Raw genomic sequence first — 25,045 nt, forward strand, 5'->3', positions numbered from 1 at the left:
TGCTCTACAGGGTCGCGTTTTCCAACAATTTATCGCTTAGTTTCACTCCACCGAGTTTCAAAATCTTGCCATTGGCAATGTACAGCGGTGTCCCCGCGCTGTTTTCGCCAAGCTTAGCCATGCGCTGTTTTGCATAGATATCGATAGATATCTGCCCCGATTCCGGGGATGCCGCAGGCACCTGAGAATAATCAATTCCATTTTCCTCGGCAATTCGTTTAACCACGGGTTCAGGGTTCGTGGCTTCGTTAATCCATTTGGAATTGTTCTTATTGTTCTGGAAATCAGCAGTTTTATAGGTATTCATGGCATAGTGTGTCAACGCCTTTGACAACTTCCACGTCTTTTCCGGTTGGTTTTTAGCCACCCAGTAAATCAGATTATTGGCCACATGCGCAAAAGGAGCATTATGAGTCAAGGTGGGGCGTAACACCAACAGAGCCTTGCCGTCCTCGGCCAAATCCTCGAGTTGCTTGCCTTGATTCAGCTTCTCGTCCACATCATTGCAGATGTTACAGGTGTAATCGAAATAGTACTCTAAGACTTTGGTGCCTTTGGCTGCCTCCGAGGCAATCTCTTCGTCGGAAAGCAGCTTGCCATGTTTAAACCACAAACCCTTGCCTTGGGAGTACTCGGTGGGTTCAGCATATCCCGTCAGCGATGCCGTATTGGCAATGGTGCCGTCGGGCTGTGACACCACGGCACGTTTCTTGGTGACGATAACCACTGCGGCCAGTGCCAACGCCAAAACCAGGGCGACGATAACTATAATCATCACCGTGCGGGCGTGACCGGCGTTGTTCGGATTGGATACTACGATTTTCTTATTGGATGTTTTTCCCATGCTGCTCCTTAAAACGTCTCCACTATTGTAGACGAAGACGGCCGCCCTTTCTTTCCAAGCGCCCTTCGCTGTCCAGTTGCGCTAGCCCCAAAGACATCCGCAATCGGATGGCGGTGCGTGCCGGGGTCAAGTCTAAGACGCGTGCCACTGCCTCGCTAGCGTCCTCTTCCAGGGGCTCTTGCGTGGCAATAACCCAGGTCAGAGCGTTGTTAAACTCTTCGTCGCAAATATCGGTCAGATTGCGTTGCCCGTAAATAGAGCCGGTACGAAATACCTTAAAGCGGTCTTTGCCGGTTCCTGGTGGCCAAACGAACTCGCCAAAATTCGTGGTTTGCACTACAGCTTCGGGCGATAACAAGGCGAGAATCTTATCGCGTCGCTTCGGGTGTAAACGTTGCATTCCAAAGGCATCCGCCACCAGTTTCGCCAGTCTAGCGGTGCCAATTGGGCCTTCGGTATAAAGGATTTTTTCCAAGGCTTTCTTCACAACGGCTGCATTATCGGGTTCGTCAAGTTCGTCTAGAACCTGTTTTTCCCCCAGGTCGTGTTGGGGTTTACCCCGAGGTACAAATGGTTTAATCGTGGTTTCACCGTGGTCTGGCAACGGTACGAATTCGGGGTCTGCCTCGGTGATAATGGTGGTGGCATCAAAATGAGTATCCGGGGTGGTGCCTGACATCCCGGATACTCTCGATGCTATCCCGGGGGAGTCATTTGTCGGTACATAGAGTGGCGCGAACACCCCCAATCCGGGTTTGGAAATTTTGCCGGTTTCCTCGGGCGCAGTCAGATTAGCAATCCATGCTCCTTCACTGTCGCCGAGACGCTCTGAGAGTGTGGGTTGAGGCAGTGGAGCCTCCTCGGCTTGCTCGCGCGTCAAGTGGGTGAAAGCACTTTGGGGGATATCAAAGACAATTGGTGCTGGGGAATGCGTGTTTAATCCTTTGCCCAGGGCAATTTCCCCGTCGGTTATCTGTTTGGGCAAAGTTCCGGGATGCGCGAGAGCTGGGAACATGTATAAAGCCGCATCTGCGGATGGCGCCTCGTGAAGGGCGTTGATAATATTGTCGGCAATCCGAAGTTCTGGGGGCAATTCGGTGTTGGAATCTGGGGATTGGCTCGTGGCGACTGCGTTGATATCAATCGTTAACTCCGGGGTGGATGGCGTTATCGACGTGGAATGAGTTACCTCGGGTAATTCGGAGTCGGGGGTAGCGGTGGCTGCTACAGTGGTCGCCAGGGTGGCTGGAGCCGGCAGGTTGGGGGGCAGACTCCAGATGGTTTCGGGGTCATGAGGTGCCTCCCAGGAATCCATGCGTTGGGAGAGAGCCGCAACTATCCGAGCCGGGGAAGAATAGCGGTCTTCACTGGCAACTGCACCTTCGGTGACATCCCCGGGGAAAGCCAAGTCAAGGGAGAGAGACACAATACGTCGAGTGACTTCGTCTTCATCATTGATTAGCTGATCGAGGTAGATATGTTCTATTTGGGCGAAGCCACAGTCTTGTACCAGGTAATCTTCCAGATTTACCTCGCGGTCGATGGTGTGACTCAGGCCACACCACTCGGGATTATCAAGGATGATTCCCATCCAGGGTGCCTCGGCACTGCCTCGAACCGCTAAATCAACGCTTAGCGGTGGATTTCCGAGCGGTCCGCTGACTTCCAATCCAGCCTGTCCCAGCAGTTTCTTAAGGTGTTCCACCACAAAATTCGATTCACTGACGAATTCGTGGGGACTGTGGGGTAACTCGATTTCTTCGAGGAAATCTCGCAAGAAATCGGGCAGAGCGCCTCGGTCAAGATTGCTGTCTTCTACCAGCCATAGGCGTTGACTGACACTTTGCATCAGCCTTGTAAACGCGGCGGTGAGGTCTTCACGGCAACTGGCAGGTGAGGGCTGGGGGGAGGCATCAGAACCGAGGAAAAACACCAGCGCCGGGATTTCTCCGGCAGGAAAATCACCTAGATGAGCCACTCGCAACGCGGGCAGTTTCAAGCCGTGTTCCCGGAGAGTGGCACCCAGATACCAGCGGATTCCCGCCGCCATATCAGCCGTGAAGGTTACGGCCAGTAGCCGGGAGTTTTTGTTTCTTAGCGCCAGGTTAATTAAGAAATTTCCGGCTTTTTCAAACCACTGGAGGCTGGGATTTTGTCCCGTCCACCCCGGAGCCTCCCCGGCTAGATGTGGCGCAAATTCCGCAGCCTCCGGATTTTCCAAGGTCAAGATGGTAGCTGATTCCGGGCGCCACGCCACCGGCCAGCCTTGCCCCGTGGCACCCAATTCTTTATTTACCAGAGGCACTACGGGGGACAGCTTCGAACCGTAACGCAGGTGGAAGCGTAGCTGCGGGAAACCGGCTTGGCGTGCCGCTGTGTACACCGAAGGCGCTTCTTTTTGACCGCCAAAAGTTAAGGTCGCGAGGCTGTTAGCTACAAACAGAACTTGTTCAACACAGCTCAAAGCCTTGACTACTGCCCCGGCTGGGAGGCTTTCGCAATCCAGCACCACGAGGGCATCGAAGCGAGATTTTCCCGGTACCAGATATTGTGCGGCCTGTTGGGGAGTCAACCCCAGAATCGGGGTTCGCGCCAATACCAGAGGTAAATCCTGGCGTAGTGCGGTGGAAATCGAGAAGTCTTCTTCACGCAGGCGTGCCCCGAAGGCTCGCAGCTGATTTTTGTCCAGGCGATGGGTAAAGTCAGCGGCAGCGGCCTGTATCGCATTGGTGATTTCTCGTCGGGTTTCAGCGGCGGTAGCGGCCAGTCGTTCTGCTTGGGCGTTATGTTCGGCGGCCGAAAAAGACTGCAGCTGCAGGGCATGGTTGCGTTCCTCTAGGGCGGTGAGACTCAAAGCGTGGTGTAAAACTTCAGAAATGCCCTTACCACTGAGCCTGCCTTGTTCCACCCATTGTGAAAGTGTTTCCAGCCCAATTTCTTTAAGCCTGGGTTCGAGGCGGCGAAAGGCAGCCATGCTGTCCAAAGTGGAATCTTCGGGCGTTAAGGAAGCCGACCAGATTTTGCGTACCTGTAGGTATTTTGCCAATGGAGGCATTGCTTCGGCCCAGTGTTGCAATTGGCGGGGTTGGGTGCGCAAAATATCCAGGATTCCAGCGAAAGATCCGGCAATGGCACGCACCTGTTTCCCCAGGTTGCCACCCTCTTGGGCAATGTCTTTCAGGGAAATTAAGTCCGGAATTCGAGTTTGCAGCTGGGCAGCCAGTTCTATGGAAGTTAAAATCGTGTCGGCGTGGCGCAAAAACAGCTCGTGAGCCCCGGTGGCTAAGGCATCGATTTCATCCAGACCCAACAAAGGATTGGATACAATCAAGGCACTTAGCTCTTCACTTTGCCGCCGAATTTTTGCCATTTCCTCGAGAGTTTCCACTACCTTTGCGGCCGGCAAAGGAGCCGAAAGATAGGGCTGGAGTTCCTTTAGCACCGCTTTGAGTCGCGATCCGCGAGTGAAGCCGCTAGAGGACTGCGCGTGGCGCGCATCGACCAATAAGCGCTTGTCTAGCTGTTGAGAATAAGCCTCGCGCGCCATCTCGAGCAGCGGCTTCGCATTTTGAATCAGTTCCCGATAGCGAGCCTTAAGTGCCCGGATACTTTGCGTAATTTCTATGCGTTCCCCGTTGGTGAGTTCCACGGGCTCTCGACCGTAGCCGATTTCCAGCAGGTCAAGCCATCGTGCAAACAATGGCCAAGTCTCTATGCTGGTGCAGGCCGACATGATTTCGAGCACCGCCGGGTGCGCGTGGGTAATTGCGGCTTCTAAAGCATTGACGGCTTGGGACAAGGTGGCTTTATCGACCTGGTAGCCTGGCCCCAACAAAGACCAGGGATTTGCGGCCAGTCCCCCCACTGATTCCTTATCCAAATCGGCCAGCTCTCGACTGTATCGCGCGGCACGGATGCGCTGTTGAGGCTGGTAGGGAAACAATGGGGATTGAGCCAGTTCTGAGGCTAAGTCGAGTTCCTGTGCATTCAGATTCGCTGCGGTAACCAAGGTGGCGGCGTAAGCATCCCAAGTCGAGAGCTGATTCGGTCCGGGTTCATGCACCGTCGCGGCGTAAATATCAAGGTCAGCGGCGAGCGCCACCAGGGATTGGCGGCAGGACTGTAAATAATCCGAATCCGCATTCACCGGTTTGTCCCATGCTGCTTTAAGCGCTGCGCGTGCCGACTCGTTAAAATCGTGTGATTCTAAAGTAAGGAATAAATGCCCCAAATCGGCTCGTTGCATCCGTGTTTTGAGTCGGTTTAATGCATTTGGGTTTCCTATCACCAAGGCGGTGCGTTGTTCCACAATGCCCTGCGACAGGGCGTTTACTACCGCCGTAGTTTTGCCGGTGGCTGGCTCTCCAACCAGAATCAGACTCTCTTGGTGTCCGAAGGCTGCCGGTACCCGCAGCTGGTTATGGTCGGCTTTCAGCGGGGTATAAAGCAGCTTGGAAATATCTAGGTTGGGGTATCTGTTGGGTGGGTAATCTTGCGTTTTACTGGGGGTGGCATACTGTTTCACGAGGGGTGAGCCGAGATAGACGCCAAGGTTTTTGCGTAAATCCCCAAGCACCTCATGAAATCCACGTCGAGTCAGACCCACGCGACCCCCCGCGATTAATTGCAAACCAGCGGCCCGGGGTGAATTGCGGAGCTCGTGAAGCAAACCGCGCCATAAGATGTCTAGATTCAGTCCTGATGCGGTTTTACCAGCCTTGACCCATCGCGAGGAAACCCCATATTTTTGGGACAAAATCTTGACTACCGTGGTGTTTAGCTGCAGCCTGGCTCCAGTTTCCAACTGGAGAAAACCTGGGGGAGTGGCCGGGGTGGCTTGCAGGACGGCAGTGAAAATCGGTAGACACCACTTGCCCGATGCTGGCAGTACCAGCCCCAGAGCTGCCTGTAGCTGGGTGTTTTCGTCAAGATTCTCAACCAACCACCGCCAGTGATTTGGCATGTCCAGGGGAACGGCGGGCGGAGTGGCTAGGGTTTCGGATACACTGCTGGCGGGAACTGGATACAGCTCGAAGCGCGCACCTTGACGCAGCTTATGGCTGGTAGCAGATAAGCTATCCTCGCTGAAATTGAAACTCAAGCTGCCGGCGGGGGCAGACAGGGGAAACAGGCCGATTTGAGCGGAATACAGCGAAGTAATCCAGGCATCCCCGGCGGCATTCACAGGTTTTGACACGGCATGCTTCCTCGACTAGTTTTTTAGGCTCCCGTTTATTTTAAGCCATTCTGGCGCGGGGACGAAAGCTAAACTGGAATATAACAGGAATATAACAAAATGGTTAACTTTTTTTCACGCTAGCCACTAACATAGTCTAGTAGGGTCGAGCAGAGGAGACGATTATGACTGACGCAGGCATACCAGCACCGGACGAAACCGCCGTTTTCGGCGCGATAGGAAGGCTAGAAGGCACAGAGGATGTATCGGGTAAGCGTGTACTCTCCGCCGCTGATGAACAAGCGGTGGCTTCGCTTCCCGCCGGATCAGCTCTGCTGATTGTGCAACGCGGTCCTTCGGCTGGTGCCCGATTTTTATTGGACACCGACCGGATTACCGCCGGACGTCACCCACGTTCAGATATTTTCTTGGACGATGTAACCGTGTCGCGCAAACACTGTGAGTTTTTACGCGGCGACGGGGGATACCTGGTGCGCGACATTGGGTCTTTGAATGGGACTTACGTCGACCGTATTCGGGTGGAATCGCACCTGTTGGCGGCGGGCGAGGAAGTCCAAATCGGGAAGTTCCGTTTGGCCTACTATCCAGCGGTGGCACAGTGAATTCGTCTAACACTGCCCGAAAATTTGACGGTGAATCCCCGAATTGTTGGCCCTTTGAGGTAGACAGTACTCCTTCTATGCCCATCAGACAGGTGATTGAGCTGGTGGCATCGGAATTCCCCTCGGTCACCCAGTCGAAATTGCGACTGTTGGAAACCCACGGGATTGTGTGTCCGGCGCGTTGCGCCAATAATGGATACCGCGCCTATTCCCTAGCTGACGTGGAGCGGATTCGCTATGCCCTGCGCCAGCAACGCGACAGTTATTTACCTTTGGCTAAAATTGGTCAAAACCTGGCTTTACTTGATTGTGGCGAGGAGCCGGTTCCTCTTGAACCCATCGCACGAATGGTGGTCAGCGATGGGGAAGTGGCGGTGCCAAAAACGAAGCGGGTCACGGTGCGCCAAATTATGGACTATACTTCGGTCAGCTCGGAGACTTTGGAGAAAATGGTAGCCGCTAAGTTGATTGCTCCGGATTTGTCGGGGCGGTTTTCGGTGCGAGCCGTGGCGGTGGTGCGCGCGGTGATGCAGTTGGAAGCAGTGGGTATTGAACCCCGGAATTTGCGTTCCGCCAAGTCGGCGGCGAACAGTGCGGTGGATTTGATTGACAAAGTGGTGGGACCGGCTCGCGCTAAAAACACCGCAGTGTCCAAGGATCGGGCACGCCAGGATGCCCATGATTTGGCGACTATCCTGGCTTCGTTGATAGAGGCTCTGACTATGCAAGGGGTTGAAGAGATTTCTTGACGCTCAAAACCTTAAACTTTAACTTGAAGTGTAAGGTTTGGGCGCGTCGCTCATTGACTATTGACTCTTTGAGCCTTAATCTAAAGATACTGAAGTTTCGACCAGCGTTTGAATGGAGCCGGAAGTGGCAGACAGCTATCAGGGACGTGTCCCGCAAATTAAACAGCCAATGCTTTTTGGCGAGGTTCTTCCTGTTCTTGACGAAGAAACAGGATACCGCGGGCCAATTGCGTCCAAAGCCGCCGGGATTACCTATCGGCAGCTCGACTATTGGGCGCGTACCGGGCTGGTGGAACCCACGGTACGCAATGCGAGGGGATCTGGCTCGCAGCGTCTGTACTCTTTCCGCGATATTCTGTTGCTGAAAGTGGTGAAACGCCTGTTGGATACGGGGGTTTCCCTGCAACAGATTCGAGTGGCGGTGGCTACTTTGAGCAGTATGGGTGTCGATGACTTGGCTTCGATTACTTTGATGAGCGACGGGGCTTCGGTCTATGCCTGTACCTCGGCGGACGAGGTTATCGATTTGATGCAAGGTGGCCAGGGCGTTTTTGGGATTGCTGTGGGTCGCGTGTGGCGCGAGATTGAAGGCACTTTGGCCGAGCTGCCCACCGAGAACCTGCACGATGCCAATAATCCCGAGGTTATCGACGAATTGGCGCGTCGACGGGCGGCTCGTCACGCCAGTTAGTTTCGTGACGGGGTAGGGCTCGACTCGTTTCCGGTTCATGAGGTGCGTGTGGAGGTTTTGGTGTATTCTAAAATGACATAATGTATCTTATCGGATTGGCGCCGACTGGGAATCGACCTAGTTTTGAACCCTTCGCCTGTCTGGGAACCCCATCGCGACCCCGCAAAAAGCTGCAATCCTGGCGATTGGGTTATAATGAGTTGCCCCGTTTTAGAGAGGAAAATAAATGGCTGATCGCGCACTTCGTGGTACCCACATGGGCTTCACATCTTTGGAATCCGAGGAAGGCGTCGTTTTCGTTGAACGACAAACCGTTGACTACACTTGTCCCGCTGGCCACACCTTTGATGTGACCTTCGCTATTGACGCCAAGGTTCCCGATGTGTGGGACTGCCCGCAATGTTCCCAAAAAGCCCTGCGAGTCGGAGCTGAAGACTTTGCCGAAGAAAAAACCATAAAACCCCAGAAAACCCACTGGGAACAGCTGCGGGATCGACGCTCCATCGAGGAACTTGATGTGTTGCTGGGGGAACGCCTCGAGGCATATCGATCGGGTCGCCGCCACTGAAAATAACTGGGTGGAACTGGGGTGTGGCCTGGATTTTAGGCACGCACCTCATGAACCCCGATGAAGTAACTCGCTTACGCGCCAACGTAAGACTTTCACGAACGCCTCTTGGATGATTGAACCCGACATTTTAGAGGTTCCGGCGCGCCGTTCCACAAAGATGATTGGCACTTCTTTGATTTGCCCGGCCGCGCGCCGCGTGCGCCAGGTCATCTCGATTTGGAAACCGTAGCCTCTGGACTCGATATTTACGGCTCCCAACAGGCGATTCAGGAAGTCGACGCGATAGATTCTGAAACCGGCGGTGGCATCGTGGACCCGCAAACCGAGAATTATATTAACATAAAAATTGCCCGCGCGGCTGAGTATTTCACGCTTTTTGGACCACCCCCGGGTACCGCCCCCACGGATCCAGCGCGACCCAATCACCAAGTCTGGCCGGGTGGTACCCCGCGCCATAGCCAGTAAACGCGGCAAATCCTGGGGGCGGTGCGATCCATCGGCATCGAACTCGCCCACCCAGGTATAGCCGTGCTCACTGGCCCAAGCAAAAGCCGCCAGATATGCCGGTCCCAATCCCGACTTTTCTTGGCGATGCAAGACATGGATGCGGGAATCCTTGGTGCCCAGTTCCTCGGCCAAACGCCCCGTTCCATCGGGAGAATTATCGTCGACAATCAGAATATCCACGCTAGGAGCCTGTGCTAACACTTCGTGAGTAATATCACTTAGGTTTTCAGCTTCATTGTAAGTAGGAATTGCTATAATTGTTTTTTCAATCATTTGTTCCAGCTTTCTTTAACAGTGTTAATTATAATAAATAAAGACATTCCGGCAAACACAGCCAAAGCCATTAGAGAAATCATTGAACCATAAGCCGCCGCTGGGGTGAACCCATGACGCAGTGGCACTGCGGTAACAAAAGATCCCGCGTGGAAAGTGGGGATAACTTTCCCTAAGATTTCACCTTTAGCATTAACCCTCGCAGTAGAGTCCATAGTGGAAGCCTGAACCAAATCCAGCCCGTATTCTATCGCACGGAACCGGGCGATAGCCAGCTGTTGGTCAGCTTGGTCTGAATCCCCAAAAAGCATATTCGAAGTGGGAATAATAATAAAACTGGCACCTGATACGGCACGCTGCATTAACCCATCATCAGCAATTTCAAAACAAATCGGGGTGGCCACAGTGGTATCCACTCCCCCAGCATGAATTCGTAAATGTGCCACCCCAGTTCCCGGACGAATATCGCGGGGAACCAACGCTGAAAACTTCGGTGCTATAGTTCTTACTAGATGGCGCCACGGCAAGTATTCCCCGAAAGGTACCAAATGCTGTTTTGAATAAGTGCCGTGCGCCCGTCCATCTTGCCAATAGACAATGGTATTTTTGATTTCTTTATTCTTGAACCCTAAGGTGCCAAAAATCATCGGAGCCCCCCCGAATGCAGTGGCTACCTTGTCCACCTGCCAGGAAGCATCGGCATTCAGCCGTGGATCCACATCCGCCGCATTCTCGCCCCACACCACCAAGTCAACCCGCTTGTGACGGCCAAGACTATCGTGGAGTCGCAAAGACTCTTTGACATGCAGATTCATCACTTCGAAAGGCTCCCCGCTGGCGGTGAGCGGAGCCCGCCCCGGGGTGTTACCTTGAATTATCGCCACCCGCAAAGACTGGCCGGTGGCCTCGGGCTTAGACACGGGCACCACCAGAGGGAAAACCACCACCGCTACAGTCAAAATACCGGAAATAGGGCGGCGTAAAATCCCCTTACCACGCCGGAAAAACTCGATGGCACCTAATGAAACGGCCACCACCACCGCACCCACCGCCACCGAGCCACCCCACGGAGCCCACGCTATCAGCGGGGAATCCACCATCGCGAAACCCAATTTTGACCACGGAAAACCACCCCACGGAACCAGAGAACGCAACTGTTCCACCCCGACCCACGCCACCGGTCCCCACAGCAGACGCAGCGGCCACAAAACCCGGGGATGCTGATCCCACCGAGCCTCGCCCGCCCCCCATAACACCGCGAAACCCCCGATGAAAAGAGCTTGCAACACACTCAAAGCCACCCACGGCAGAGGTGAAGCAGCCGGAATCGTCAGCCACGTCAAGTGCAGGGCGAAAAACACCACCCCCCACACTGAACCAATCACCAGGCGGCCCCAGGAGGGATGGCGCCAATCCGCGCAACGACGCACCGCCCCGAACAGACACATCAAGGCTGGAAACAGCAAAAACCACAGATTCCAATGCGGAAAAGCCAGTCCGCCAAGCATCCCCCCGCCCAGAGCCAAGCCTAGAGTTATCAGAAATCCCAAGCCACTACTCCACGCCTTAAAGTGTCATTGAGCTGCTGGAAACGTTGGGATGAACCCGGCTCTACCACCTGGCGCAGCTGATTGCTCAAATCGATAACCTGACGCACCATCCGCACAAAATCCCCCGCGCCAACTCCCCCGCCGAGCTCCAGACATTCCGTCAAGGTTTTGCCCTGTGCCCAGGCCACCACACCCAAAGCTTCGCCGGTGTCAAGCGGCTGATATGGTTCCAAAAGATGCGATTCCTGTAACTGTGCCAAATCAAAATTCAGCCGAGCCATGGCTTCCAACGCCGTTGCTAGACGCAGTGAAGCATTGGCCGGAATCAGTCGTGACGGCCCCCCGCCGCGATTCTCGCTGATGCAAACCGCCAGGGCACCCGCCAACTCCGACACCGTCAAATCCGTAAAGAGGCCGCGTTGCACACATTCCACCACCAGCAAATCACGCTCATTGTACACGCCTTGCAGCATTACCCCCTTGGGGGTCAATCGATAATCCGCTTGAACATAGTCCAAGGCCTGCAACACTTCCACCGTCGAACGCAATTGGCGTGACAAACTCTTGGTGCGCATTTCGATACGCTGACGCAACTGGGCGGCTTGATTGCTTGCCTGGCGATACTGGCGGGCGTGACTGAGGTGGATGTCGTGGTCAGAACAGCGATAGCAGGGATGGGCTTTAACCTGTTCGCGGGTGCGGTCAATGAGCTCGCGATCCTTAGCACGGTTTTCCGGGGTATTCTCGCCGCTGTGGCGACGCTGTTTGGCCTGTTTTTCCGCCGTTGATAGCGCCTTCATCAAGTCGAGCAGTTCGAAAATATCGCCTTCATGGCAGGTGGCAGCCTCGCGCTGCTCGCGGGCTTGAGCTTCAAAGCTGTTAAGATTCTTTAAGAGTTTGCGCGATGAACCCAAGGCTTCGAACTGGGCGAAGGATTTTTCGACGGTGCGTTGAGCCCCATCAAAACTGGTTCTGACCAGCAAATTCACCGCCATATTGTAATTGGGAGCGAAAGCGGAATGCAGCGGGAAGCTCTGACCCGCCGCCAGACTCGCCAAGACTTGCGGGGGATTCCTGGCATCCAAAACAGTCAGCGCATATCCAAAGGTGTCAATCCCGCGTCGCCCCGCCCTTCCGGTCAGCTGAGTGTATTCCCCCGCCGTCAGATTCGCCCGTTCCGATCCGTTGAACTTGTTTAAAGCCTCTAGCACCACCGTGCGCGCCGGCATGTTAATCCCCAAAGCCAGGGTTTCGGTGGCAAAGACCAAGCGAACCAGGCCGTCAGCAAACAGGTTTTCTACCAACTGTTTTTGGATGGGCAACAACCCCGCGTGGTGCGAGGCAATCCCGGCTGCCAGATTTTCCTCCCAAGCATAGATGTTGCTGGCCGACAGATCCTCGGGGTTGAAACCCGCCAGAGTGGTTTCAACGCGCCGCCGGATTATTTCAGCCTCTGCCTCGCTAGTCAGACGCAGCCCGGAACGCTGCACCTCGGTGGCGGCCGCGTCACAGCCCGCCCGGGAAAAAATAAACTGTATGGCTGGCAGTAAACCTTCACGCTGCAGGCGTCGTGCTATCTCGACGCGGTTGGCGCGCTGCCGGCGAGGGAAGCGCCCGCGCCGTTTCATGAGGAGCTGCGCGGCTTCGGCCAGTAAAGCTCGATTCAAGTTTCCCCTGGTTTTCTGGTTTTCAAACAGGGGGAAAATCTCGGCATCGTGATTCACCATGAAGTGTTCCAGGGGAACCGGGCGGGTGGAGGTCGACACTACCTTGGTTGGTCCGCGCAAGGTTTCGAGCCAGTCGGCAAATTGACGCGAGTTAGAGACCGTGGCAGAGAGATACACCAGGCGCACCGCTGGGTCTAGGTGAATTATGATTTCTTCCCACACTGGGCCGCGAAACTGGTCGGAAAGATAGTGAACCTCGTCCATAACCACGAAACCCAGGGCGGATAAATCCGCTTTGGCGTAAATCATGTTACGCAAGACTTCGGTGGTCATCACGATAATGTCGGCCTCCCCGTTTACCACCGTGTCCCCGGTCAACAACCCCACCGAGTCAGAGCCGAAAATCTGTTGCAATTCCAGGAATTTTTGGTTGGAAAGCGCCTTGATTGGGGTGGTATAGAACAAGCGTTTGCCCTGGCGTAAAGCCAAGAAAATCCCGTAAAGCCCCACGATAGTTTTCCCAGCCGAAGTCGGGGCGGTCACCAACACATCAGCGCCCCCATCCAAGACCTGGCACCCCGCAATCTGGAAATCATCAAAGGGGAAGTCGAACATGGCCTGGAATTCATCAAGCTGAGCCGAGATTTGCCGCGCTTTGAAAGCCCGGTATTTCCCGGCGGGGGTTTGTGGATCCAGCTGGGGTGGGGCGACGCGTTTGCTTTGTTGAGGCCGGCGTTTACGTTTGGGACTCATCGGGGTGCGCCCACCAACCCGTGACTGGCCCAGCGTTCCTGAGCGCGGCGTAGGCGACGCTGTTTATTGACGCGGCGCTGTTGCTTGATTTCTTGGTGGCGAACCCGGGCGCTACTCAGGGTTTCGGGGTCGCCGGTGGGGCCTGGAGCGTGAAACACGACCTGCGTGTCTGGCGGCACCACGTCTGATTCTGGCAGCTCAATGCAGCGTAGAGCTCGGTATGCCCCGCGCACCTTGAAGAATAACCATACCAGGGTAAAAACCAGCATGGCCAGGGCATAAATCCCCAGAAAAAGCCACACAATTCCAAGCCAGGTCATGGTTAATATCATACTTGATAGTTCATCAAGGCGCGTGCAGCCGTATCTTTAATGGCACCTAATGACCCCGGAAAATCTGGACTGGCCGCCACCTGTAACAAATCCGACCCGAAAGCCAACAGATGTCGAGTCAACCAAGTCGCATCATAGGCATCCAGCTGTACCCACATCGCATTATTGGCTCGATGATAAACGGTGGCTTCCACAACCTGTTCGGCAACATGCAGGGCTTCGGCGCGAACCTTTAGGTACACGGGGCGCGGCGGCTTGTCGCTGCGGCGTGGCAAATCGGACGGGAAAGTACCCGGCAAAACCGTCAAATCCGACATTCTTTCCAACCAGTAGGTGCGCCACTTATGGGAGCGTTTTTTAGGGTTAAAAGCCTCTAGCTCCACCCGGGAACGCACTGCTCGTAACTCGGTGGGATACACATCAGCTCGACTGTGCTTATTGTGGGTATCGACATAGGTAAATGTTACGGGGTGACGTTGTTTGATGGCCTGATCCAGGGTTTGCATCGTGGCTTCCAGCTGGCGGCTTAGCTGGTCAACCCCCAGGAGCTCCAGATTCGCCGTCTCGTCTTGCAGATAACAACGCAAGACCTTCAGTTCCACGTGGGTTATGTCGTGGCGTCGAGTCGGTAGATAACGTGAGAGCGCCTCGAGACTCAAAATCAGGGGGATGCATTCCGCCGATGGTAGTCCGAAGGCCGTCACCCACTCCGGTACTGGTTGGGTGCTGATAGTCAAGGTTCCGTCGTCGCTCTCGTCCACCCTCAAGTTTTCGTCCATATCGTATTCCCCCGCCCCCCATTCATAGGCATTGTTTAGGGCGGCGGTTACTTCGGTAACTGGAATCTGGAATTCTTTGGCCACGGTTTCGGCGGTGATGGGCTGGTTTAGCTGTTGGTTTAGGTGGATGAAGCTGCAGATGGCTTGGAATCTGGTGCGCAGCAGCCCCGTATTGTCACGGTGTAACTTGGTGGATTTTACGTTCGGCGTGGAATTTTCGGGTTTCAGTTGGTTACGCCGGGGTTTAGGGATTTCGGTCACGTTTTGTGCCAGGTGTCTCGCGGCCGCAATCACGTCTTGACGCAAGGCTTCGGGACTGACGACCACGACTTTATCCAGGAATTCCAAGGCCCAGGTGTACCAGCGATAGCGTTGGGCGTTTTTGACTTGATAGAGTTCCCAGCCGGGTGGTATTGGGTGGTTTAGGGGCGCGGATTCATGAGGGGCTTGCTTTAGCGGCGTGGCTTTTTGCCGCAGTTCCAGGGCTTCCTTGGGTGCTATTGCTAAAACCAGGGGTTCTTCGAGGCAATAGTCGAGGCAGGGATCAGGAATAGTCAGCGGGATACAGTATTGTCCCGAGGGGGTGGGGTTTGCCCCCGCTTCATGAGGTGCTGGCTGGAGTTCAACCTCACTTTGGAATCGTGCCAGGTGATAGACCACTGGGGTGTTGTGCTTTGGAGATTTGCCTTGCACATAAAAGAATCCGCGTCGGAAATACAGTTTCCAGGGCTCGAAATCTTGGGGATGACTGATTTCGCCGCGCCGATTTTTATACTCGAATGAAACCCGGCGGCGTTCCAGAATAGCTTGATACATTTGCTGGGCGGCCAGGGGGATTCGCACCATCGGGTCGAAATCTATAGTGATTCGGGATCCAGCCTGGGTTAGCCCGTGGATTTTTTCGCGCAGAATCTGGTGTTTACCGTCTAGGAATTTCAGGGCGGCATCCAGCCACGCGCTTTCTTGAGGGGTGAAAAGGACTCGGGTTTGGCGCAGTTGGGTGGGGTTCAAGCGATAGAGATTTTCTTTCCCCGGGGTGGGTTGGATTTCAATGATTTCCCCATCAGCGTTCAAATCTGCAATGTCTTTGTCAAGCAGCGACTTAGCTGTTTGCCACTGGGGGGTTTCGTTTCCTTCCGCCTCGGCAAAACGACGTACCTGCCAAGCTTCTAAGCCGTAATACCGGTTCTTTACCAGTAAGTCCCGCGCCGTTTGCAACCGTGAACTTGAGGACAACGCGGCCAGCAACACAATTTGGCGGCGCAACGCGGCAGCGGTGGTGTTGCGGTCGTCGGCGGTAGTGTCGGTAACAGGCGGGGAATCCGAAATCTCGCTTTGCTCCATACATTGATTATAGGAAGCTTTTTGGGATATAAATGGGTATTGTGATGCTGCGTAAGGCTCGGGTTTTAGAGGTTAAGTATGCCGCTGCGCATCAGCTGTTGGTTTGCGAGGTAACCGAGGCTCCCCCGCCGTCCGATGCCGCTCCCGCCGCGTGTTTCCAGGTGGGAGATACCTGTCAGGCGGTGTGCTACCCCGATTTGGTTGGGGCTGCGCAGCCGGGGGATTTGGTACAGATTGAGGTTTCTCCGCTGGTTAAAAACCTCGGTACCGGCGGCGCGGCCATGGTGATTGCCAATGAAACCCGTCTGCCTCTCGATGATTTGCCTTCGGTGGGGCACTTGGTGAAGGCGCGTTACACCCCGCATCAAAAACTGGTGTTGGGGACAGATGAACCCGATAGCCCTTATCACGAGGTGTTGCAGTCGGCTGATAGTCTGCGGGGATTGCCCGTGTTGGTGGCGGATTTGCACTCTGCCCTGCCTGCGGTTGTAGCCGGGTTTTTACAGGTCTACCCCCAGGGGCGCATCGGATATATTCAAAGCGACGGCGGGGCGCTGCCTTTGGCGTATTCTCGCACGGTGGGTGCCTTGCAAGACCGGGGACTCCTGGCCGCTACAATCACCTGTGGCCAGTGTTTCGGGGGGGATTTCGAAGCGGTGAGCCTGCCGTCAGCCATGTTCATTGCGGATTTGGTGGCGGAGTTGGACGCGGTGGTGGTCAGTCAAGGGCCGGGGAACCTCGGCACGGATACTCGCTGGGGCTTTTCGGGGATTGCCAGTTCCGAAGCGCTGCGTATTGCTGCTGCCTTGCAGGGCACACCCATAGCGGTGTTGCGCATGTCGAGCGGGGATGCTCGCCCGCGGCATTTTGGGATTTCCCATCACACGGTGACGGCTTTGACTTGGATGGATTTGCCGCCGGTGGCGGTGCCGGTACCGGTGTTTTCAAAGGACTCCCCACGGGAGGCTGCTTTGGCTGACCCCCAAGGCAGTTTTGCACCTTTGGTATCGTCGCAGCTGAAGCTGCTGGCCGAGCACCACCGGATAATCGAGGTTTCCACTGCGGGTCTCTACCAGGTGCTGCAGGATTTTCCAGTACCGCTTTCCACCATGTCTCGTGGTTTGGCTGAGGATCCGGCTTCTTTCCTGGCGGCGGCTTGTGCCGGAGTCTATGCGGCGCAAGCCACCGCTCACCTCATGAAGTCGGATTCAACGGAAGTTAGGCACCCGGCCACACGAACTTCTTTACCTGCTGGTCGTCAAGATTCTTGAGGTTAATTTTGTCGCTCAAGGCACCGATTTTATCCAGCAAAGTGACCATGTCACGGAACTTTTGCGGGTTGACCAGGGACTGTGCCCCGGGGTTTTTCGGGTCAAAGTGGTCAAGTTTAATCAGCTCATTAGTCGCTTCCGTGACGTGGCGAGCCGCTGCGATGGCCTGGTCGTTGGTCAGGGTTTGGTCGTATTTCTTGGTGGCCGCAAGTGCTGTTTCAGGGTCGGCGGTAATCTTGTGGATGGCTTTGGCCATGCCGTTTACGGTAGCCTGGCAGACTTCGGGTTCATGAGTCGCAAATTCTTGAGTGGTCACCACTACCGCTCCCACCAGCGGGGTTTCCGAGGGCAGCGTCAAGGTGGTTACGCCCACCCCCGCTAACTGGAAACGTACCAGGTCATTATTGGAAAAACCTACCACCGCGTCAACTTTCCCGGTGGTCAACTGGGTTTGCTGGGTGTAACCGATTTCTGCAACCTTCACGTCATCGAGGCTCAGACCCGCCGCGTGCAAGCCAGCTTGGAATCCGAACCAGTTGGAGCCATAGCGACCTGGCAAACCCACGGTTTTACCTTTCAAATCCTGCCAAGTCTTGATACCGGAATCATGACGGGCAATAACCACCACCGGATAGCGCTGGTAGAGAACCCCGATAATACTCAAAGGCATCCCCTGGGAAATGGCTTGGGTGGCTTCATCGCCGAAGGCGACAACCATATCTTCCTTGCCACTCATGAGCGCGTTAAACAAACCTTCGTCGGCACCGTGGTGACGCAGTGCTATCGATTGTGCGCTGTTTGTATCCGCTTCGCCTTTCCAGGAAAAGAGATTTTCGTCTTTAGCCACATAGAAGGGGGCGAACTGGACATTCGGAATATAGGTTAAGCCAATCGTGACCGGGCGGCCTTCTTGGTTACCGGTGGCAGTTTTACTAGAAGCCGGGCTGGTGCTCGGCGAACCTTCCCCTCCGTTGATGCCGCAACCAGTCAAGGCTAGCCCTGCCAGGGTGAAGCCAATAATCAACTTGGAAATGTGTTTGAACATGGTCTTACCTTTCCTTTATTTACACCGTGGTATTTACACCGTGTTGATGGATTTACTACGACGCTCCAGTTGGTAAACCCCCAGATAGATGGCGGTCGCCAGGGTGCAGATAGTGAAGAGGCTGACGAACATTCCCGCCGTGTCCACATTGTGGGATTGCAAGGTTATCAAGGTTCCCATGCCGTGTCCCCCAATCACAATTTCCCCCACTACCGCGCCGGTTATCGACAGCGTGATGCCGTTGCGGATTCCTCCCATCAGGCTCGGCAGCACGAGGGGCAGCTCCATGTGTCGCAGCAGCTGCCACGTATTTGCCCCGTCGAGTCTCGCGGCTTCTAGCACTTCCACCGGCAGGTGTCGCAAACCGACGGTGGTGGAAACCAGAATCGGAAAGAACACCATAATGGCACAAAGCACTACTATCGCCAGCCAGGAAGCCGGCAACCAAATCAACAGCAGGGGTGCCAGTGCCACTGCCGGGATAGCCTGGGAGGCTCCCAGAAATGGTTGCACCGCCGCATTGAGCCAGTGAAAGTGGTGAATCGCAAAGGCTAAGGGCACGCTGAACAAGAGGCCTAACAGGGTTCCAGCCAAGGCCGAAACCAGGGTGTTTCCCAGATATGGCCAAAAATTCGGGGTCGCGAATAGTTCACCGGCCGCACGAAACACCGCTGTCGGGGTGGGCAGGATAAAAGCGGGAATCCGCCCTCCTGCTGTGGTGGCAAACCAGGCTCCCAACAGTATTAACCCGAAAACAGCGGGTGCCACAATGTCATTAGCGGTGAACGCGCGCGCGGGGTGTCGCCGCGTACGGTTTTCACTTGACCAAGACATTCTTACCCACCTCGGATTGCGTCCGTGACAGCCTGGGGTAAGAACAACAACCCGTCAACGGTACGCCAGGCGCACCACACGGGCTAAGGCTCTTCCCATCCGGACTTTTACCGTCGGTGCTGGAATTTCACCAGCTCAACCCTCGCCATTGGGCGAGCGCTCGTGGACTTTCACCACCGGTGCTGATTTACACAGCCCCCAGAGCAAGACCAGTATATCACTGAGGGTGACCTATTTTATCTTCCCCGGATTCCTGGGCTCACTCGGTTCCAGAACCTCGGCTAAATACTGACCGGTGAAAGATTGCGGTACCTGCGCCACTTGTTCCGGGGTGCCAGCGGCCACCAGCAGTCCCCCGCCTTCCCCGCCTTCCGGGCCAAGGTCTATAACCCAATCAGCGCATTTGATGACATCCAGATTATGTTCAATCACAATCACCGTGTTGCCCTTTTCCACCAGGCCTTGCAGCACGGCCATCAGTTTGCGAATATCCTCTAGATGTAAGCCCGTGGTAGGTTCATCCAACACGTACACTGCTCGCCCATTGGTGCGTTTGTGCAACTCTGAAGCCAGTTTCACGCGCTGTGCCTCGCCCCCGGATAGTGTTGTGGCACTTTGCCCGAGCTTCACATATCCCAATCCCACCGAGGTCAGGGTGTTTAGATAACGCGACACCGCCGGCAGGGCAGTAAAAAAATCCGCTGCCTCGCTGATGGGCATGTCCAAGACATCACACACATTCTTGCCGTTGTAGTGTACTTCCAAGGTTTCACTGTTATAGCGTGCTCCCCGGCACACCTCGCAAGGTACGTACACATCCGGCAGGAAGTTCATTTCTATTTTGAGGGTACCGTCCCCATGGCAGGCTTCGCAGCGTCCGCCCTTGACGTTGAAGGAAAACCGCCCCGGTCCGTAGCCACGCATTTTCGCTTCCGGGGTTGAAGCAAAAAGTTTACGGATGTGATCCCACACGCCGGTGTAAGTCGCCGGGTTGGAACGCGGAGTACGCCCAATCGGAGACTGGTCAACGTGAATGACTTTATCCAAGAATTCCAGGCCTTCCACACGTTTGTGTCGGCCGGGTACGGTGCGAGCGTGGTTTAGGTCTCGCGCCAGGGTCTGGTACAACACTGAGTTTACCAAGGTGGATTTTCCCGATCCTGAAATTCCGGTCACGGCCGTGAGCAGTCCTAGCGGGAAAGACACCGTCAAGTCTTGCAGATTGTTTTCCCGCGCTCCCACCACGGTCAGCTGGCGGTTTTTATCGGGTTTACGGCGATGGCGTGGAACCTCGATACGTTTGCGGCCACTCAAGTAGTCGGCTGTCAACGAGGCTTTGCACGGTAACAGCTTTTTAACCGGTCCCGAATAGATAATCTCGCCGCCGTGTTCCCCGGCAGCCGGTCCGATATCCACTATCCAGTCGGCGGCGCGAATCGTGTCTTCGTCATGTTCCACCACTATCAGGGTGTTGCCCAGGTCACGCAAGCCCTTCAAAGTGTTGATTAAACGCTGGTTATCGCGTTGATGCAGCCCAATCGAAGGCTCATCAAGAACATAGAGCACCCCAACCAAGCCAGAACCAATCTGGGTAGCCAGGCGAATCCGCTGGGCTTCACCACCGGAAAGAGTACCGGCGGAGCGAGACAAAGTCAGATAGTTTAATCCCACATCCACCAAAAAATCCAGTCGTGCCGCGACTTCTTGCAAAATCGGTGCGGCGATGGTTTTCGCCATTCCGTCCAGTTCGAGGTCACGCAAGTAGGCTCTGGCACGACTAATGGACAGGTCACAGAGCTCCGCGATGTTCAGTTTCCCCACCCGCACTGCCAATACTTCAGGTTTCAAACGCGCGCCCTGACAGGTGGGACAAGGCACATCGCGCATGTAGCCGATGTACCTGGCCTTGGTGGTATCTGAATCGCTTTCGTCGTATTTGCGTTGGATGTATTGCGCGGCTCCTTCGAAACCGGTAGCGTAAGTCCGTTCGCGCCCCCAGCGGTTGCGGTATCGTACCTTGACCTTGTAGTTCTTACCCCACATCAAGTAATCCTGAATCTCGGGAGGCAAATCACGCCACGGGGTATCCAAGTCGAAGCCGACCTCGTCCCCTAAGGATTCCAAGATTCTTTGCATGGTGTCTCTGGAAACTTTCCACGGACTTACCGCGCCTTCACGTAAAGTCAAATCCGGGTCGGGAACCACCAGCTCCGGGTCAATAACCAGGCGTGAACCAATCCCGGAACAATCCGGGCATGCCCCATAGGGGGCATTGAAAGAGAAAGTACGCGGTTCAATCTCTTCCAAAGCCAGGTGGTGATTATTTGGGCAGGCGCGTTTCTCAGAGAAGCGCCGGTATTTCTCGGGGTCGTCCGTTTTCCGATCCACGAAATCCACTAGCACCAAGCCCTCGGCCAGGCGCAGTGCGGTTTCCACCGAATCCGCCACCCGGGAACGTCCCCCCTCACGAATCACCACTCGGTCAATGGATACGGAAATATCGTGTTTTAGTTGTTTTTCCAGCGTCGGGGGTTGTTCCAAACGGTGGGTTTCCCCATCGACCCTAATTCGTGAAAAACCCGAAGCCGCAAGTTCGCGAAACAGCTCGGAATATTCGCCTTTACGTCCCCGCACCACAGGTGCCAGAATCTCGAGTCGGGTTCCGTCGGTCTGACTCATTAGCCAGTTGATAACCTGTTCGGCACTTTGGGCTTGAATCCGCTCACCGCATGTCGGACAGTGCGGTACCCCGGCTCGCGCAAACAACAGGCGCAAATAGTCGTAAATCTCGGTGATGGTACCGACGGTGGAACGGGGATTGTGTGAAGTGGATTTTTGGTCAATCGATACCGCCGGGGAAAGTCCCTCGATGAAATCAACTACCGGCTTGTCCATACGTCCCAAGAATTGGCGGGCATACGACGACAGGGACTCTACATAGCGTCGCTGGCCTTCCGCAAAAATCGTGTCAAAAGCCAGCGAGGATTTGCCTGATCCAGACAGGCCGGTAAACACAATCAGGGAATCGCGGGGCAAAGCCACGTCGACATTTTTCAGGTTGTGTTCGCGCGCCCCATGGACAAATATCTGATCTTTCACCAGTCCAGCTTAATCTAATCCCAGGTCGGGTCACGATTCAGGCTTCGCGAGGCGACCGGGTTAGCACCTCATGAAACCGCATTACCCCGCACTTGCCAGGCCACGGTATCACTGATAACCGTCCTGCCGCCAATCACCAGCGAGGCTTGGCGCCGTGTCAAGGTGCCCAGGCTGTTCGCAGAATCTGGTGGTAAAGCCCCTGGCGTGGTTAACAGCAGTCGGGAGTTACGCCGCGCCGCCAGGGGTGCCGCCGCGAGCCCATCGGGGAAATCGGCACCGCTGACCACCAGGGCGCTGGTGGTGTTGGGGTTCAGATTTGCGGCCAGCAGGGCGGCGGTCTGGTAGCGGTTTGCCCCCACGATACCAGCTGCGGGGATTCCCCCGGGACGCGAACTGTTCCACGCCAGATAGGCCGGCCCGCCGACAGCGAAAATTTGGGGTTTAGCGCCGGCTCGGGCGGCTATGAAGTCAGCGGTTTCCTTGGGCATAGCCGTTCCGGCGCTCAACACTACCACTCCGTGGAGGTTCGCGGCGCTTGCACCGGCGCTCAAAGCATCGGGGAAGTTAAGCCCGTCTGCCACCAGAATCGGGTTTTGAAACCGTCCTTGCAGATTCCACTTCGCGATGGCTGTGTTGGCCACTATCGTGGCGGTTTGATAGCGATTCGCTCCGGCCAGTTGGATAATTTTTACGCCGCGCCCCCCTAACGTGCTTTGGATATTTGGGTTGAAATTCAGGCCACCACCCACTAGATAGACCTGTTTTATGCCGCGATTGAGGATTTCAGCGGCGATTTCTGTTTCGATGGTGGGGGCGACAGAGAGCACTAGTGGGGCGTTTAGCGCGGCTGCGAGGGGGCCGGCGGCCAGGGCGTCGGGGGCGTGTTTTCCGGTGGCGATTACCACGGAGTCGGTGATGAAACCGCCTAGGTTCCACACGGCCAAAGAGGTTTGTACGCGGTTTGTCCCGGCGATACGGTTGGGCGCGGCGGGATGCGCAGCCTTGGTGGGGGCGGCGGGTTGGTTTGGTGCCGAGGGCTTGGGCGCGGCTGGTTGGCTTGCCGGTTGGGGTTTAGCGGGTTTTTTGGCGGGGGTAATTCCCAGGTTCACGAGGAGCCATTCGGAAAATCGGGGTGTAGGCACGAATTTGAAGTCTTCCTTGGCAAATGTTTCATAAGGCGTGTAAACCGCCGCCGTCAGGATGCCCAGGAGCTTGTTATTAGCGATGAGCGGCCCGCCGGAGTCTCCGACAACACTCTTGGTGCCGTCCAGGGAGCGCGCGAAAAGATGCTTGTCGCTGCCGGTGCCTAGGATTTTCAGGGTGGTTTGGGTCAAAACATTGGCTCCCCCGAATCCAAAGAATTCGGCGGTGGTGCCAGGAACCGGCAGGGAATCCTCGATGTCGAGAGTCGGGGTGTTCAAGTTTTGATTGAGTTTCAGTAAGGCCACGTCGAAATGGGGGTGTTTCACTACGGAGGTAATCCGATAGGGATAGCGGTAGGAGGGGCCGGGGCCTATGTCTATGTAGGCTTCGCTGAGTACTGGGGATTCCACGCAGTGTCGGGCGGTTAATACCCATTGTGGTGCCACCATAGAGCCGGTGCAGTGAGCGAAACCCCGGTCGCGCGAATCCATCACGGCCACTTGCGCTATCCATGGGGCGGCGGCTCGGTCAGCCTGCGAAGGTGGGTCAAGCGCCAACGCGGTGCCGTTAGACATGCCGAGCGTAATCACACCCAGAGTCATGCTTAACAGGCACGCAAACAAATTTTTTCTGGTCACAGCTAGATTTTATCGACAGTTCGGGGGGTTTAATTAATTCGGGGGGGGGTTTAATTAATTAGTCTCTGGTGGTGGGGTTTGATTGGTGGGAGTGTCGTCGGCGGGGTTGCCGTAGTTTTTCTTGTTGCGACGGTGGGAAACCGTCAGCGAGATGACGGCGGTTAGCGCTAGAGTGGACACGATGAATCCCAGCGAGAATGGAATGGTTGGTTCCGGCAGGAAATCCAGGGGTTTGCCACCGTTAATAAAGATAATCTCGTTGGTGGACAGGGCGTGAAGCAGCAGTTTGACCCCGATGAAACCAAGGATGGCGGCCAGGCCGAAGTGCAGGAAAATCAGGCGTTGCATCAGGCCTTCTATTAGGAAGTACAGCTGGCGTAACCCCATCAAGGCAAAGGCATTGGCGGCGAATACAATGAAGGCTTCGTTGGTCAACCCAAAAATCGCGGGAATGGAATCCACCGCGAACATCACATCGGCCGAACCCACCGCAATAACCACCAACAGTAACGGGGTGATGAACAGTTTCCCGTCGACGCGCTGCAGGTATTTGTGTCCCACAAAGCCGGGGGTTACTTTCAGGAAACGCCGCACGAAACACACAAACCCGTTTTCTTGATATTCCGCGTTTTCTTCGGCTTCAGGATGCATCCCTTCCTGGACTTGCTGCCAGGCTGTGAACAGTAAAAATACTCCGAAAATATAGAAAATCCACGAAAAATTCTCTATTAGGGCAGCACCCAGCAGGATGAATATCAGTCGGAAAACCAGTGCCAGGGTGATGCCCACCGCGATGACTTTTTGGTGCAGGGGGCGCGGCACGCTGAACCCGGACAGGACGATGACAAAGACGAACAAATTATCCAGGGACAGTGACCATTCGGTAACCCATCCGGCGATATATTCGGTTCCTAAATTCCACCCCAAGGTTAGGCCAATCACTAGGCCAGCACTCAGGGCAATTGAGATATAGATACCGGTCCAGATGGCAGATTCTTTCAAGGATGGATAGTGATCCTTGCGAACGTGCCCCAAAAAATCGAAAACCAAGATGCCAATGACGACGACAATCAGGATAACCCAAGCGAGAGGAGGTACATGCATAACTAGGTTAGATTACCAGACTTTGCTGGGTATCCATAGATTCCCCATGTTT

Annotated in this window: 17 protein-coding genes and 1 riboswitch; of the genes, 5 read left to right on the forward strand and 12 right to left on the reverse strand. The window is 55.2% G+C overall.

The window, feature by feature from the left end:
* Window positions 1-4 precede the first annotated feature (4 nt).
* Together F4555_RS04480 and F4555_RS04485 are read right to left on the reverse strand one after the other, a co-directional pair.
* The gene (locus F4555_RS04480; protein WP_004012370.1) at window positions 5-844 is read right to left on the reverse strand and encodes a DsbA family protein; all 840 of its coding nucleotides are present in this window, start codon (window positions 842-844) and stop codon (window positions 5-7) included.
* Between the two features lie 22 nt (window positions 845-866).
* The gene (locus tag F4555_RS04485; protein WP_115326038.1) at window positions 867-6,041 is read right to left on the reverse strand and encodes a DUF3320 domain-containing protein; all 5,175 of its coding nucleotides are present in this window, start codon (window positions 6,039-6,041) and stop codon (window positions 867-869) included.
* Between the two features lie 164 nt (window positions 6,042-6,205).
* On the opposite strand from F4555_RS04485, the gene F4555_RS04490 reads away from it, so the two are divergent.
* From F4555_RS04490 to F4555_RS04505, 4 genes are all read left to right on the forward strand, one after another.
* A complete protein-coding gene (locus F4555_RS04490; protein WP_004012367.1) occupies window positions 6,206-6,643 on the forward strand; it encodes an FHA domain-containing protein in 438 nt (145 codons plus the stop codon).
* A 77-nt stretch (window positions 6,644-6,720) separates the two neighbouring features.
* A complete protein-coding gene (gene ftsR, locus F4555_RS04495; RefSeq protein WP_004015020.1) occupies window positions 6,721-7,392 on the forward strand; it encodes a transcriptional regulator FtsR in 672 nt (223 codons plus the stop codon).
* A 112-nt stretch (window positions 7,393-7,504) separates the two neighbouring features.
* Window positions 7,505-8,083 carry a MerR family transcriptional regulator gene (locus F4555_RS04500; RefSeq protein WP_004012364.1) on the forward strand — a complete coding sequence of 193 codons (579 nt, stop codon included), beginning with the start codon at window positions 7,505-7,507 and terminating at the stop codon, window positions 8,081-8,083.
* A gap of 226 nt (window positions 8,084-8,309) precedes the next feature.
* Complete coding sequence (locus tag F4555_RS04505; RefSeq protein ID WP_004012363.1) at window positions 8,310-8,651, forward strand: RNA polymerase-binding protein RbpA; 342 nt, start codon at window positions 8,310-8,312, stop codon at window positions 8,649-8,651.
* Between the two features lie 48 nt (window positions 8,652-8,699).
* On the opposite strand, the gene F4555_RS04510 is transcribed toward F4555_RS04505, so the two are convergent.
* Genes F4555_RS04510 through F4555_RS04530 form a run of 5 tightly spaced genes read right to left on the reverse strand, consistent with a single transcriptional unit; the run spans window position 8,700 to window position 15,859 of the window.
* Window positions 8,700-9,434, reverse strand: a complete 735-nt coding sequence (locus F4555_RS04510; protein WP_004012362.1) for a polyprenol monophosphomannose synthase — start codon at window positions 9,432-9,434, stop codon at window positions 8,700-8,702.
* Window positions 9,431-10,984: an apolipoprotein N-acyltransferase gene (gene lnt, locus F4555_RS04515; protein ID WP_036342265.1), complete on the reverse strand. Its 1,554-nt coding sequence runs from the start codon at window positions 10,982-10,984 to the stop codon at window positions 9,431-9,433. The genes F4555_RS04510 and lnt overlap by 4 nt, the downstream gene beginning before the upstream one ends.
* On the reverse strand, window positions 10,972-13,404 hold the full coding sequence (locus tag F4555_RS04520) for a DEAD/DEAH box helicase (protein ID WP_004012360.1): 2,433 nt from the start codon (window positions 13,402-13,404) through the stop codon (window positions 10,972-10,974). Before F4555_RS04520 ends, lnt begins: the two co-directional genes overlap by 13 nt.
* Window positions 13,401-13,724 (reverse strand): hypothetical protein, encoded by a 324-nt coding sequence (locus F4555_RS04525; RefSeq protein ID WP_004017952.1) that lies wholly within the window; start codon window positions 13,722-13,724, stop codon window positions 13,401-13,403. The genes F4555_RS04520 and F4555_RS04525 overlap by 4 nt, the downstream gene beginning before the upstream one ends.
* 8 nt (window positions 13,725-13,732) lie before the next feature.
* Window positions 13,733-15,859, reverse strand: a complete 2,127-nt coding sequence (locus F4555_RS04530; protein ID WP_103759041.1) for a helix-turn-helix transcriptional regulator — start codon at window positions 15,857-15,859, stop codon at window positions 13,733-13,735.
* Between the two features lie 32 nt (window positions 15,860-15,891).
* Here F4555_RS04530 and F4555_RS04535 point away from each other — a divergent pair, with 32 nt between their 5' ends.
* Entirely contained in the window at window positions 15,892-17,130 is a 1,239-nt protein-coding gene (locus tag F4555_RS04535) for a DUF3866 family protein (RefSeq protein ID WP_004012357.1), read from the forward strand.
* On the opposite strand, the gene F4555_RS04540 is transcribed toward F4555_RS04535, so the two are convergent.
* The 5 genes from F4555_RS04540 to F4555_RS04560 form a co-directional block, all read right to left on the reverse strand.
* Window positions 17,078-18,175: an ABC transporter substrate-binding protein gene (locus F4555_RS04540; RefSeq protein WP_103759042.1), complete on the reverse strand. Its 1,098-nt coding sequence runs from the start codon at window positions 18,173-18,175 to the stop codon at window positions 17,078-17,080. The two genes, F4555_RS04535 and F4555_RS04540, sit on opposite strands and share 53 nt — an antisense overlap.
* A 33-nt stretch (window positions 18,176-18,208) precedes the next feature.
* Entirely contained in the window at window positions 18,209-19,009 is an 801-nt protein-coding gene (locus tag F4555_RS04545; protein ID WP_103759043.1) for an ABC transporter permease, read from the reverse strand.
* Window positions 19,010-19,092: 83 nt separating this feature from the next.
* Window positions 19,093-19,219, reverse strand: a riboswitch (FMN riboswitch).
* A gap of 21 nt (window positions 19,220-19,240) precedes the next feature.
* On the reverse strand, window positions 19,241-22,108 hold the full coding sequence (gene uvrA, locus F4555_RS04550) for an excinuclease ABC subunit UvrA (RefSeq protein WP_004015035.1): 2,868 nt from the start codon (window positions 22,106-22,108) through the stop codon (window positions 19,241-19,243).
* A gap of 68 nt (window positions 22,109-22,176) precedes the next feature.
* The gene (locus tag F4555_RS04555) at window positions 22,177-23,889 is read right to left on the reverse strand and encodes a cell wall-binding repeat-containing protein (RefSeq protein WP_231282815.1); all 1,713 of its coding nucleotides are present in this window, start codon (window positions 23,887-23,889) and stop codon (window positions 22,177-22,179) included.
* A gap of 54 nt (window positions 23,890-23,943) precedes the next feature.
* Window positions 23,944-24,993, reverse strand: coding sequence for a TerC/Alx family metal homeostasis membrane protein (locus tag F4555_RS04560; RefSeq protein WP_004015039.1), 1,050 nt, complete (start codon window positions 24,991-24,993; stop codon window positions 23,944-23,946).
* Window positions 24,994-25,045 lie beyond the last annotated feature (52 nt).

Source organism: Mobiluncus mulieris (genome assembly GCF_014204735.1).
Taxonomy (GTDB): Bacteria; Actinomycetota; Actinomycetes; order Actinomycetales; family Actinomycetaceae; genus Mobiluncus; species Mobiluncus mulieris.